We start from the raw sequence: 13,024 nt of genomic DNA, 5'->3' as shown, positions 1-13,024 counted from the left end.
GCCGGGGCGTCAGTTCCGGGCGCGGACGGTGGCGACGACCTCGCGGTCCGGCTGGAGGGTGAGGCTCGGGACCGGGCGTATGTCCCTGGTGTAGAGCTCCAGCTCGAAGCGGCGGGCGAGGACGGCCAGCACCAGGACGGCCTCGACGAGGGCGAAGCGGGTGCCGAGGCAGACGCGGGGGCCGCCGCCGAACGGGAACCAGGCGTACTCCGGTATGTCCTCGGCGGGTCGGCCGTCCTCGGTGGTGAGCCACCGCTCGGGGCGGAAGGCCTCGGCGTCGCCGTACCAGCGGGGGTCGCGCTGGGTGGCCCACTGGCTGGACCAGACGCGGGTGCCGACGGGGACGGGCCGGCCGCCGAGGGTGGCGCCCTCCTTGGCGATGCCGGTGATGAGCCAGATCGTCGGGTAGAGACGGAGGGTCTCCTTCACGACGGCCTGGGTGTACGGAAGGGAGGCGTAGTCGTCGTAGCCGGGTTCGTGGTCGGCGAGGACCCGGTCGAGCTCCTCCTCAAGGGCTTCACGGACCCTCGGGTTGCGGGAGAGCAGGTACCAGGCCCAGACGAGTGTCGAACTGGTCGTCTCGTGGCCCCCGATGTAGAGGGTGACCGTCTCGTCGCGGATCTCCTGGTCGGAGAGCCGGGCGCCGGTCTCGTCCCGGGCGGCGAGCAGCCGGCTGAGGAGGTCGGGGCGCTCGGTGTCGCCGTCTCGGTGCCGGGCGACGACGCGGGAGACCTCCGCGTCGATGACGGCGGTGGCGCGCTTGATGCGGGCGCGTCCGGGGGTGGGGACCCAGTCGGGCAGGATCGCTCCGATGCCGCTGAACTCGGCGCCGATCTCCTGCTGGGCGATGTCCATGGCCCGACCGATGGCTTCGGCGTCGGCGGCCGTGTCGACGCCGAAGATGGTGCGGACGGCGATGAGTTGGGTGAGGGCCGCCATCTCCTTCTTGACGTTGATGGGCTGTCCGTCGCTCCACCGGTCGGCGAGGTCGACGGCGCACTCCGTCATGGTCGCCGCGTAGGACCGGACCTGCTTGGGGCGGACGGAGGGCTGGACGAGGGAGCGCTTGCGGCGCCAGTCGGCGCCCTTGGCGACGACGACGCCGTTCCCCAGGAGGGTGCGGAAGGCGATGCCGAGGTCGGGCTGGTCGAAGGTCCGCTCGACCTCGGTGAGGAGTTCGCCGACCGTGTCGGGGTGGGCGATGAAGAGGGCGGGGCCGCGGCCGAAGCGCCAGCGGACGAAGTCACCGCGCTCCCTCAGCTGTTCGAAGAAGGCGAGGGGGTCCTTGCCGAAGGCGGGCAGGTTCCCGAGGAAGGGAAGTCCTCGGGGGCCGTCGGCGATCCGTGGTGTCGGCTGTGCCGTGTCGCCGCGTGCCCCGGCGTCCTGACCGGCGTGCGTGGTCATGTGCGTCCCCTCCCCAACTGGCCTTCCCTGTGTACGAGTCCATGCAAGCGGAAGGGCTGACCGGCGCGCCACCCCTGTGGACAACGCCCTGTGGACAACCCCTCGCACAGGGGACGGAACGGCCGGTGCCCGTGGCGTGATCGCCACGGGTACCGGCCTGAAAGGAACGTGCCTGAAAGGAACGCGCCTTAAGGGCACGTGCCTGAGAGGAACGTGACTTGAGGGAACGTGCCTGAGAGGAACGTGCCTCGAGGGAACGTGCCTCGAGGGAACGTGCCTGAAGGGAACGTGTGTCGTCAGCCCACCGAGCTGTAGGCGACGACGCCCCGCAGCAGCGAGTCGACGGCCTTGCGGGCGTTCTTGGAGACCGTGCTGTTCTCCTTGGGCGCCGCCGCGGCGATCTGTCCGAGGACGTCGATGACCTGCTTGCACCAGCGGACGAAGTCGCCGGCGGGCATGTCCGCCTCGCGGAGGACCTCGTCGAGGCTCTTCTCGGAGGCCCACTGGTAGGCGGCCCAGGCGAAGCCGAGGTCGGGCTCGCGCTGGCCGACGCCCTCCGCCTGGTTGATCTTGAATTCCTCTTCGAGGGCGTCGAGACGTCCCCAGATCCTGACCATCTCGCCGAGCGCCGCCTTGGCGTTGCCCGTGGGCAGCTTCGGCGCGACGGCGTCGTCGGCCTGGCGCGACTCGAACACGAGGGCCGAGACGCACGCGGCCAGTTCGGCCGGGGTGAGCCCCTCCCAGACCCGGTCCCGGAGGCATTCGCTCGCCAGCAGGTCGAGCTCGCCGTAGAGCCGGGCGAGCCGTTTGCCGTTGTCGGTGACCTCGTCGCCCCGCAGGTAGTCGAGCTCGGTGAGGAGCGCGACGATCCGGTCGAAGGTCCGGGCGATCGTGTTCGTCCGCCCCTCGATGCGCCGCTCCAGCTGGTGCGTGTCGCGCTGGAGGCGGTGGTAGCGCTCGGCCCAGCGGGCGTGGTCCTCGCGCTCGTCGCAGCCGTGGCACGGATGTGCGCGCAGCTCGGTGCGCAGCCGGGCGATCTCGCGGTCGTCGGCGGCGGCCGAGCGCTGTCTGTGGTGACGCTCGGGGTGGACGTGCCCGGCCTTCGACCGCAGCGCGGAGGCCAGGTCCCTGCGGGACTGCGGCGAGCGCGGGTTGAAGGACTTGGGGATCCGCATGCGGTCGAGTGCCTCGACGGGGACCGGGAAGTCGATGGAGGCGAGCCTCTTGACCTGCCGCTCGGCGGTGAGGACGAGGGGCCGGGGTCCGTCGTGGTGCTCGAAGCCGCGGTGCCCGTTGGTCCGCCCGGCGGGGATGCCGGGGTCGAGGACGAGGGCGAGTCCCGCGAACTTGCCGGTGGGGACGTGGATGATGTCGCCGGGCTTGAGCTTCTCCAGCGAGCCGGCGGCCTGGGCGCGCCGCTGGGCGGCGCCCTGCCGGGCCAGTTCCGTCTCGCGGTCCTTGAGGTCGCGGCGGAGCCGCGCGTACTCCTCGAAGTTCCCGAGGTGGCAGGTCATGCCCTCGCGGTAGCCCTCCAGGCCCTCTTCGTTCTTCTGTACCTGGCGCGAGATGCCCACGACGGAGCGGTCGGCCTGGAACTGTGCGAAGGAGGTCTCCAGGAGCTCGCGGGAGCGGTGCCGGCCGAACTGGTCGACGAGGTTGACCGCCATGTTGTACGAGGGGCGGAAGCTGGAGCGCAGTGGGTAGGTGCGGGTGCCGGCGAGTCCGGCGAGGTGGCCGGGGTCGAAGCCGCGCTGCCAGAGGACCACGGCGTGGCCCTCGACGTCGATGCCGCGGCGGCCGGCGCGGCCGGTGAGCTGGGTGTACTCGCCGGGGGTGATGTCGGCGTGCTGCTCGCCGTTCCACTTGACGAGCTTCTCCAGGACGACCGAGCGCGCGGGCATGTTGATGCCGAGGGCGAGGGTCTCGGTGGCGAAGACGGCCTTCACGAGGCCGCGGACGAAGAGCTCCTCGACGACCTCCTTGAAGGTGGGGAGCATGCCGGCGTGGTGGGCGGCGATGCCCCGCTCCAGTGCTTCGAGCCACTCGTAGTAGCCGAGGACGTGGAGGTCCTCGGTGGGGATGGAGGCGGTCCGCTCCTCGACGATCTCGCGGACGCGTCGGCGTCCCTCTTCGTTGTTGAGGCGGAGCCCGGCGTGGAGGCACTGCTGGACCGCGGCCTCGCAGCCGGCGCGGCTGAAGATGAAGGTGATGGCGGGGAGCAGGCCCTCGGCGTCGAGGCGCTCGATGACCTCGGGGCGGCCGGGTGTCCAGATGCGGGAGCGCTGGCGGCGCTCGCGCTCGCGGTCGGCCTCGCGGATCATCTTGCCGCGGCGCCGGTCACGCGGGTTGTACGTCGAGTTCTCGGTGCGGGACAGGCGGACGAGGTCGGGGTTGACCTCGCGGCGGGAGGAGCCCCGGCCGCCGTGGTCGGTCTCCTCCTCGAAGAGGTCGTACATCCGGCGTCCGGCGAGGACGTGCTGCCAGAGGGGTACGGGACGGCTCTCCGAGACGATGACCTCGGTGTCGCCGCGGACGGTGTCGAGCCAGTCGCCGAACTCCTCGGCGTTGGACACGGTCGCGGAGAGTGAGACCAGCGTGACGGATTCGGGGAGGTGGATGATCACTTCCTCCCAGACGGCGCCGCGGAAGCGGTCGGAGAGGTAGTGCACCTCGTCCATGACCACGTAGCCGAGGCCGGAGAGGGCCTGTGACCCCGCGTACAGCATGTTGCGGAGGACTTCGGTGGTCATGACGACGATCGGTGCGTCGCCGTTGACGCTGTTGTCGCCGGTGAGCAGGCCGACCTTGTCGGCGCCGTACCGCTTGACGAGGTCGGCGAACTTCTGGTTCGACAGCGCCTTGATGGGTGTCGTGTAGAAGCACTTGCGGCCCTGGCCGAGGGCGAGGTGGACGGCGAACTCGCCGACGATGGTCTTGCCGGAGCCCGTGGGCGCGGCGACGAGCACGCCCTTGCCCGCTTCGAGTGCCTTGCACGCCTCGATCTGGAAGTCGTCCAGGTCGAAGTCGTAGAGCTCGCGGAAGGGGAACAGCGCGGTGGCCTGCTCGGCGTTTCGGGCAAGGGCGGCCGCGTACGCCTCGGCTGGTGTGAGGTCCTCTGTCATCTTGTTGTCGAGCCTACCCGCCACGTCTGACAGTGACGCGATCTTTATCGGGGCAATGCCCGCGGGGGCTCCGGCGCGGGACATGCGAAGGTCCCCGGACCGAGTCCGGGGACCTTCGCGTGATCAGGGGACCTCTACGGGGTCAGGTGATGTCGTCGTAACCGTTGAGCCGGTGTGCGGCGGCTCCGCCGGTCTCTCCCGGTCCGGTGGCCTGTCCGGGCAGGGCCCGTGCGGCGGGGACGGCTTCGACGGCGCCCACTGCCTCGGGCGTGAGGTCGAGGACGGAGGCCTCGTCGTCGTCGAGTGCGGCGTCGGGGTTCTTGCGGTTGCGGCGGCGGTCGTTCAGGAGCGAGAAGCCGACGGCTCCGAAGTACAGGATCGTGATGGGTCCCGCGAGGGCGATCATGCCGACCGGGTCGGTGGTCGGGGTGATGATCGCGCCGAAGACGAAGACGCCCATGATCACGCCGCGCCACCAGCCGGCCATGCGGCGACCGGTGAGGATACCGGTGAGGTTGAGCATCACCAGGACCAGCGGGAGCTCGAAGGCGAGGCCGAAGACGAGCACCATGCGCAGGGTGAAGTCGAGGACGTCACCGAGCGAGAGGAGGTTCTCGGCGCCACTGGGGGTGAGGCTGATCAGGACCTTCACGCTGATGGGAAGGATCAGGTACGCGAGGTAGGCACCGGCGGAGAACAGCGGAACGGCCGCGGCGACGAACGCGTACGTGTACTTCTTCTCCTTCGTGTGCAGTCCGGGCGCGACGAACGCCCACAGCTGGTACAGCCAGACCGGACTCGCGACGACGAGACCCGCGGTCAGGGAGACCTGGATCGTCGTGCTGAAGGGGGCCGTCAGTGTGTTGAAGGTGACCCTCGCGCAGTTTCCGCCGTCACTGGTGACGCCCTCTGCACACTTGGGCACCGATTGCGACAGGAACACCAGGAGCTCCTCGCTGTACACGAGGGCGACGATCGTCACCGCTGTGATGGCGAGGAGACCCTTCGCCAGTCGGTTGCGGAGTTCACGCAGGTGCTCCACGAGGGGCATGCGGCCCTCGGGATCCTTCTCCTGCTTGCGGGCAGACTTGGGCAACCCACGTCCTCATCTCGTGCGGCAGCCGCCGCACGGTGCGGCGGCCGCGGCGGACCGGGTCAGCGCTTGGTGGTGTCCGAGGGCTCGGTCACGGGACGCGAGCTGGTCACGTCGCCGGGAGCGGCCTGGATCGTGCGCGGCGCGGGCTGCTGGTCCTGCGCTCCGGTTCCGGCGTGCGGCGGGTCGGCGGGGGCGGGGGCGCTCTGCTGGTCGTCCGACTTCATCGCCTTGGCCTCGCTCTTGAGGATGCGGGCCGACTTGCCCAGCGAACGGGCCATGTCCGGGAGCTTCTTGGCGCCGAACAGGAGAATGATGACGACGAGGATGAGAATGATCTCGGTGGGGCCGAGCCTACCCATAGCTGTTTACCTTCTTCACCGAGGCGACATGGAGTGCGTGCCCGGCGGGTCGGACATGCGTCCGGCCACCGCGCTGCCTGCGATCGTAACCCGCAGGAGTAAACGCGGGGCAATGCCCGTGCATACTCCCGATTGCGTCCCACGAGCCCGGACCGAGGCCGCTTCCTGCAGCGTACGGCACCGGCTCAGCGCAGTGTCTCGCCGGTCCGGGCCAGTCCGAGGGCGGAGTTCTCCAGGTCTTCGGCGGCCTGGGTGATCCGCTCTGTGGTGTGGGCCACTTGACGGCCGAGGCGCTGGACCTCCAGGAAGACCTTGATGCCGAGGACACCGAGGACGGCGATGCCGAGGAAGCCGAGGGCGATGGCGAGCATGGGCCAGAACATGGTCAGAGCCTAGACCTTGGGCGGGATCGGGTCGTTCGGGCGGTGGTCAGACGGTGGTGTGGAGGCGCAGGGTCCGGACGCCGCCGCCGGTGAGGAGCTCGACGATGCGTTCGCCCGCGGGCTTGCGGACGGAGCTGCCGCACTCCGGGCAGGTGAAGGAGTAGAAGGTCGTGCGCCGGCTCGCGCCGATGGCCAGGCGCAGGGCGCTCGCGGAGAGTTCGAAGCGGGCACGGCAGTCGGGGCAGGCGGCCTTGAAGAGGACGGGGGCCATCGTCGCGGCAAGACCAGGCATGACGGACATCTCCCTCGATTCCCATGGGAACAACCGGTTCGGCACCACAACAGCAACAGCGTCCTCGCGGCGGAGAACGTCACACACCCTCGTACGCGGCGAGCGCGGCGGTCGCCGCCTCCCGGGCGCTGTCGGCGAGCTCGCGCGGGGCGACGATCCGCCCGTCGCTGCCCAGTCGCAGCCCGAGCCGTCGCAGCGAGGCGGGGTCCGGCGTGCGCAGTGTGATCCGCAGGCCGCCGTCGGGCAGCTCCTCGGCCCGGTCGTGCGGGTAGTACTCGGCGACCCAGCGGCCGCCGGGGCCGACCTCGACCACGACCTCGGGGTCGTCGGCGGAGGGCTGGACCAGGCCTTCGGAGAGGTCGCGCAGCTCCAGCTCGGGCGGGGCCGCGTGCTCGTCGAGGAGCCGGATCTCGACGACCCGGTCGAGGCGGAAGGTGCGGCGCGCCTCGGAGAGCCGGCACCACGCCTCCATGTAGGTGTGGCCGACGGCGAAGAGCCGGATCGGGTCGACCTCGCGCTCGGTCAGCTCGTCGCGCGCGGGCGAGTAGTAGCGCACCCACAGCCGGCGGCGCTCGGAGATGGCCCGGTCGACCTCGGCGAAGACGCCGCCCTCGGACTCGAAGGTGACCGAGAGCCGGGCGCTGGCCCCGGCGGCCTCGCCGGCCGCGGCCTCCAGCTTGGCGGTGGCGCGGACCAGGGCGTCCCGGTCGCTCTCGCGGAGCCCGGGCAGGGTGGCGACGGCGCGGGCGGCGACCAGGAGGGCGGTCGCCTCGTCGGCGGCGAGCCGGAGGGGCTCGGCGACGTCGTCGGGGTTGTGCCACCAGATCCGGTCGCCGTCGGTGTCGATGTCCAGCAGGTCGCCGCCGCGGAAGCTGGTGCCGCACATGGGCAGCACGTCCAGGTCGGAGATCAGCTCGTCCTCGGTGATCCCGAAGGCGCGTGCGACGTCGGCGACGTGGGCGCCGGGGCGCTCACGGAGATAGGTGACGAGGGACAGCATCCGCCTCGTCTGGTCGATCGCGTTGGCAGCCATGTGTACGTCTCCCCCTCAGCCCTTGGCCACGGCGCGCAGCCGGTCCAGTACATCCGCCCGCAGGTCGGCGGGTTCCCGTACGACGACGTCCGGGCCGAATTCGACGAGCCAGGCGTCGAGCCCGTGTCCGTACGGGATCTCCAGCTCGTCCCAGCCGTCGTCGCCCACCTGTACGGACTGGGCGCGGGCCCGCAGCGGGTAGCCGCAGCCGGCGCGCAGCCGGATCCGGGCGGAGCGGGTGGCGGTCTCGCCGGCCCAGCTCTCGACGGTCTCGCGGACGGTGACGACGTCGGGTACGGGGGCGGTGAAGGCGCCGGCCCGGGAGCGGACCTTGCCGGTGATCCGGGAGAGGCGGAAGACGCGCTCGGCGCCCCGCTCGCGGTCCCAGCCCGCGAGGTACCAGTGGCCGCGCCAGCATTCGAGGGTCCAGGGCTCGACCTGGCGGGTCTCGGGGCGGGCGGCGTTGGCCTTGCGGTAGTCGAAGACGACGGGCCGGCGGTCGCGGCAGGCGAGCATGAGGGGCTCGAAGGCGGCCTCGTGGACCGGGATGCGGGGTTCGAGGGCGCTGGGCTGGACGTCGTACGAGTCCTCCGCCTCGGGCATTCCGGCGGCGCGGAGCTTCTGGAGGGCGCCGCTGGCGGCCCCGGCGAGGCGGGCCTGCTGCCAGACCTTGGCGGCGAGGCCGAGCGCGGCGGCCTCCTCGGCGTCGAGGGTGATGGGCGGGAGACGGTTGGAGTCGCGGCGGGCGAGGTAGCCGGTCTCGCCCTCCAGGTTCTCGACGGTCTCGATGACGAGGCCCAGCTCGCGCAGGTCGTCCTTGTCGCGCTCGAACATCCGGTTGAAGGCGTCGTCCCCGCTCGCTTCGAGGTAGGCCTCGATGGAGCTCCGGAGTTCGCGCTTGCTCAGCGGGCGGCGCGTCCCGAGCAGGCACAGCGCGAGATTCATCAGCCGCTCGGACTTGGCAATCGCCATCGACGCCCCGCACCTCTTTTGCCGGTTCCACTTGTCGGACGTCCGACCGTACCGCCCCGGGGTGTCGGGACAAAAGCCGAGGGCCCCCGCCATGGACGGCGGGGGCCCTCGGAGCGGCCGGAACGGCCGGGGGGACGGATCAGACCGCGACCAGGTCGCAGACGAAGATCAGCGTCTCGCCCGGGGCGATGGCGCTGCCCGCGCCACGGTCGCCGTAGGCGAGGTGGGCGGGGATGATCAGCTCGCGACGGCCGCCGACCTTCATGCCCTGGACGCCCTGGTCCCAGCCGGAGATGACCTGGCCGACGCCGAGCTTGAACTGGAGCGGGGTGCCGCGGTTCCAGGAGGAGTCGAACTCCTCGCCGGTGGAGAAGGCGACGCCCACGTAGTGGACGGAGACGGTGGCGCCGGCCTTGGCCTCGGCGCCGTCACCCTCCCAGATGTCCCTGATCTTCAGGTCCTTCGGCGGCTCGCCACCCGGGAAGTCGACCTCGGGCTTCTCGATGCTCACTGAACTGCTCCTCATACTGATGAACTGCGCGATCGGGACAGTCTTACATCTTCGTCAGGATGTCCACGGCGAAGACCAGCGTGGAGTTCTTCGGGATCCCCTGCTGCTCCTTGTCGCCGAAGGCCTCGGACGGCGGGGCGACGATGAGGACGCGGCTGCCGACCTTCTTGCCGACGAGGCCCTTCTTCAGGCCCTCCAGCGTGAGCTGCGGGAGCGGGAAGTTCGTGGGCTTGCCCGTGGCGTACGTGGAGTCGAAGACCTTGCCGTCCTTCCAGAGGGCGGCGACGTAGTTCACGACGACCGTGTCGGTCTCCTTGACGACCTCGCCCTTGGACTCGAGGACGTAGTTCGCGACGAGCTTGGTCGGCGGGGCGACCTTGGGGACGGTCAGCGTGGGCGCCTTGCCGTCCGTGTTGGTGCCGACCTTCGGCAGGTCCTTGTCGTCCTGCGCGACCGGGGTGCCGGTGGCGGACTTCGGGATCGTGACGGACTTCAGGATGTCCACGACGAAGACGAGGGTGGCGTTGGGCTTGATGCTCGGGGGCGAGCCGGCCGCGCCGTAGCCGAGCTCCGGCGGGATGCCGACCTCGATGCGGCTGCCGACCTTCTGGCCTTCGAGGGCCTGCTCCCAGCCCTTGATGACCTTCCCGTCGCCCAGCGTCAGGTCGAAGGGCTGACCGCGGTCGAAGCTGTTGTCGAAGGGGGTGGTGGAGTCCCAGGCCTGGCCCAGGTAGTTCACCTGGAGGGCGTCACCCTTCTTCGTCACCGGGCCGTCGCCCTCGCTGATGACGTTGACCTTCAGTTCCTTGGGCGGGTCGCCCACGCCCTTGGAGAGGGTCGGCTTCTCGCCGAACTTGGCCCCCGCGGTGATGGCGGGCAGCCCGTTCGTCATCGAAGCGGAATCGGAGCCCTTGTCGTCGCTGCCGCACGCCGCTGTCGAGAGCAGCAGCAGCGGGACGACGAGAAGGCCGGCAAGTCGGCGCACGTGTTCCTCAGATCTCAGACGGCACAGTAGTTGTGCCGACACTCTAGGCGCTCCTCCTGTCACGTCGAGGGCCCCGCACGTCAAACGTGCGGGGCCCGGGGCTCGTCCGTGCCGGTCCTACATTCCGGCGATCAGCTTTTCCACCCGGTCGTCGACGGAGCGGAACGGGTCCTTGCACAACACCGTGCGCTGCGCCTGGTCGTTCAGCTTCAGGTGGACCCAGTCGACGGTGAAGTCCCGGCGCTGTTCCTGGGCGCGGCGGATGAAGTCGCCGCGGAGCCGTGCCCTGGTGGTCTGCGGGGGCACCGACTTGCCCTCGAAGATCTTCAGGTCGTTGCAGATCCGGGCCGCCTGGCCGTTCTTCTGCAGCAGGTAGTAGAGCCCGCGTCGGCGGTGGATGTCGTGGTACGCGAGGTCTATCTGCGCGACGCGCGGGTTCGACATGGTCATGTTGTGCTTGGCCCGGTAGCGCTCGATGAGCCGGTGCTTCATGACCCAGTCGATCTCGGTCTCGATGCGGTCGAGCCGCTCGCTCTCGATCGAGTCGAGTGTGCGGCCCCACAGCTCCAGGACCTGCGCGACGGTGCCGGAGCGGATGCCGCGCCGGTCGACGAAGTCGACGGCCTTCTCGTAGTACTCGCGCTGGACCTCCAGTGCGGAGGCCTCGCGGCCGCTGGCGAGCCTGACCTTGCGCTGGCCCGTGATGTCGTGGCTGACCTCGCGGATGGCCCGGATGGGGTTCTCCAGGGTCAGGTCGCGCATCACGGTGCCGGCCTCGATCATGCGGAGCACCAGGTCGGTGGCGCCGACCTTCAGCAGCATGGTCGTCTCGGACATGTTCGAGTCGCCGACGATGACGTGGAGGCGGCGGTACCGCTCGGCGTCCGCGTGGGGCTCGTCCCGGGTGTTGATGATGGGCCGTGAGCGGGTCGTGGCGGAGCTGACGCCCTCCCAGATGTGCTCGGCGCGCTGGGAGACGCAGAAGACCGCGCCACGCGGGGTCTGGAGGACCTTTCCGGCACCGCAGATGAGCTGCCGGGTGACGAGGAAGGGAATGAGGATGTCCGCGAGGCGGGAGAACTCCCCGTGGCGGGCGACGAGATAGTTCTCGTGGCAGCCGTAGGAGTTTCCGGCCGAGTCGGTGTTGTTCTTGAAGAGATAGACGTCGCCCGCGATTCCCTCCTCGTGCAGGCGGCGTTCGGCGTCGACGAGCAGGCCCTCGAGAATGCGCTCGCCTGCCTTGTCGTGGGTGACCAGTTCGGTCACGTCGTCGCATTCCGGTGTTGCGTATTCCGGATGCGAACCCACGTCCAGGTACAGGCGGGCGCCGTTCCGCAGGAAGACATTGCTGCTGCGGCCCCATGACACGACACGGCGGAAGAGGTAGCGCGCCACTTCGTCAGGAGACAGTCGGCGCTGTCCCCTGAACGTGCACGTGACGCCGTACTCGTTCTCCAGCCCGAAAATGCGGCGGTCCATGTCTGAACATTACGCCTGACGGCGTGTGATGAAACCGGGTTGGGCGTTCCCGTTCCGATCATTTTCCGATCAGTGCGTGTTCTTTTCGGTGTGTACGGAGGTGGGGCCGCCCGCACCGACGGCGTGTCGCGCGTCCTGCGTGGCCGAAACCACCGGGGGCGCCGGGTTCGCGGGGGCGTGGAGGACACGGCCGGTGGCGAGGAGGACCAGGAGGGCGACGAGGCCGCCCGCTCCGGCCACGGCGAATCCGGCGACGGTCCCGGCGAGTTCCACGGCGGGTCCCGCGACCGCGGAGCCGAGGGCCGAGCCGACGCCGAACGTCGTGACGAGCCAGGAGAAGGCCTCGGTGACGGTGCCGGCCGGGGCGTGCCGGTCGACCACGATGAACGCGCAGGCGAGGACCGGGGCCAGGAAGACGCCGGAGAGGGCCGCGAGGCCGGTCATGGCGACCGGTCCGGGGGTGAGGACGAGCGGCAGGTAGCAGACCGCGAGGAGGAGCACGAGGACGCGCAGCCGCCGCTCGGGGGCGCCGGACCACTGCCGGGCGCCGTAGGTGACGCCGCCGACGAGGGCTCCGAGGCCGAGCGCGGCCATCAGCCAGCCGTAGACCGACGGGGTGCCCCGGTCGTCGGCGTAGGAGACGGCGGCGACGGTGATGGAGCCGAGGGCGAGGCCGACGAAGAAGAACGAGCCGAGGAGGGCGAGGAGACCGGGCGAGCGCAGGGCGCCCAGCCAGTGGGCCTCGCGGGGTGCGGAGCGCCAGGCGCGGGAGGGCTCGGAGAGGACCACGGCGAGGGCGCCGAGGACGCCGAGGACGTTGATGACGAGCAGGGCCGCGGCGGGCGACCACAGGGAGACGAGGAGGGTCAGCAGCAGCGGGCCGACGGTGAACATGACCTCCTGGGCGACCGCGTCCATGGCGTACGCCCGGTGGACCCGGTCCTCACGGCCGAGGACGCTCGGCCACAGGGCCCGGAGGCCGCCCTCCAGGGGCGGGGTGAAGAGGCCGGCGGCGATCACGGCCGCGTAGGCGAGGGCGAGCTGGTCGATGCCGGTGAGCGCGAGCAGGACCATGCCGAGGGCGGAGAGGACCGCCGCGGGCAGCTGGACCCGGGGCTGGCCCTTGAGGTCGACGGCGCGGCCGAGGAGGGGCTGGCCGACGGCGGTGGCGACGCCGTAGGCGGCGATGAGGCCGCCGGCGAGCGTGTAGCTGCCGCCCTGGTCGCGGACGAAGAGGGTGAGGGCGATGGGGCCGACGCCGTTGGGCAGCCGCCCGACGAGCGTGCCGGCCAGCAGCCGGGCGGCGTGCGGTGCCCGGAGTATGTCGAGATAGCCGCCGTGTGCCGTGGCCTCGGTGGCCATGTCGGTCTCCCCTCCCCCGGACTCGC

General features: G+C 70.6%; 12 protein-coding genes. All 12 read right to left on the bottom strand.

All coding sequences use genetic code 11. The annotated features are described in order from the left end of the window. Positions 1-9: 9 nt before the first annotated feature. Entirely contained in the window at positions 10-1,404 is a 1,395-nt protein-coding gene (locus tag ACF08F_RS20195) for a cytochrome P450 (protein WP_392299896.1), read from the bottom strand. A 296-nt stretch (positions 1,405-1,700) separates the two neighbouring features. Further along, the gene (locus ACF08F_RS20190) at positions 1,701-4,526 is read right to left on the bottom strand and encodes a DEAD/DEAH box helicase (RefSeq protein WP_392299895.1); all 2,826 of its coding nucleotides are present in this window, start codon (positions 4,524-4,526) and stop codon (positions 1,701-1,703) included. A 142-nt stretch (positions 4,527-4,668) separates the two neighbouring features. Further along, on the bottom strand, positions 4,669-5,577 hold the full coding sequence (gene tatC, locus ACF08F_RS20185; RefSeq protein ID WP_392300122.1) for a twin-arginine translocase subunit TatC: 909 nt from the start codon (positions 5,575-5,577) through the stop codon (positions 4,669-4,671). 104 nt (positions 5,578-5,681) lie between these two features. Beyond that, positions 5,682-5,981 (bottom strand): Sec-independent protein translocase subunit TatA, encoded by a 300-nt coding sequence (gene tatA, locus ACF08F_RS20180; protein WP_392299894.1) that lies wholly within the window; start codon positions 5,979-5,981, stop codon positions 5,682-5,684. A 185-nt stretch (positions 5,982-6,166) separates the two neighbouring features. After that, entirely contained in the window at positions 6,167-6,364 is a 198-nt protein-coding gene (locus ACF08F_RS20175; RefSeq protein WP_392299893.1) for a hypothetical protein, read from the bottom strand. Positions 6,365-6,410: 46 nt separating this feature from the next. Then, the gene (locus ACF08F_RS20170) at positions 6,411-6,656 is read right to left on the bottom strand and encodes a hypothetical protein (RefSeq protein ID WP_392299892.1); all 246 of its coding nucleotides are present in this window, start codon (positions 6,654-6,656) and stop codon (positions 6,411-6,413) included. A 79-nt stretch (positions 6,657-6,735) separates the two neighbouring features. Further along, the gene (locus tag ACF08F_RS20165) at positions 6,736-7,689 is read right to left on the bottom strand and encodes a helix-turn-helix transcriptional regulator (protein WP_392299891.1); all 954 of its coding nucleotides are present in this window, start codon (positions 7,687-7,689) and stop codon (positions 6,736-6,738) included. Positions 7,690-7,704: 15 nt separating this feature from the next. Continuing rightward, the gene (locus ACF08F_RS20160; protein ID WP_392299890.1) at positions 7,705-8,661 is read right to left on the bottom strand and encodes a helix-turn-helix transcriptional regulator; all 957 of its coding nucleotides are present in this window, start codon (positions 8,659-8,661) and stop codon (positions 7,705-7,707) included. 139 nt (positions 8,662-8,800) lie between these two features. Beyond that, complete coding sequence (locus ACF08F_RS20155) at positions 8,801-9,172, bottom strand: FKBP-type peptidyl-prolyl cis-trans isomerase (protein WP_392299889.1); 372 nt, start codon at positions 9,170-9,172, stop codon at positions 8,801-8,803. A gap of 43 nt (positions 9,173-9,215) precedes the next feature. Further along, entirely contained in the window at positions 9,216-10,157 is a 942-nt protein-coding gene (locus tag ACF08F_RS20150; protein WP_392299888.1) for an FKBP-type peptidyl-prolyl cis-trans isomerase, read from the bottom strand. Positions 10,158-10,274: 117 nt separating this feature from the next. Next, on the bottom strand, positions 10,275-11,636 hold the full coding sequence (gene pafA, locus ACF08F_RS20145; RefSeq protein WP_392299887.1) for a Pup--protein ligase: 1,362 nt from the start codon (positions 11,634-11,636) through the stop codon (positions 10,275-10,277). A 69-nt stretch (positions 11,637-11,705) separates the two neighbouring features. Then, positions 11,706-12,998: an MFS transporter gene (locus ACF08F_RS20140; protein ID WP_392299886.1), complete on the bottom strand. Its 1,293-nt coding sequence runs from the start codon at positions 12,996-12,998 to the stop codon at positions 11,706-11,708. Positions 12,999-13,024 lie beyond the last annotated feature (26 nt).

This window comes from Streptomyces sp. NPDC015130, assembly GCF_043080005.1.
GTDB lineage: Bacteria > Actinomycetota > Actinomycetes > Streptomycetales > Streptomycetaceae > Streptomyces.
This window is presented reverse-complemented; position numbering and strand designations above follow the sequence as displayed.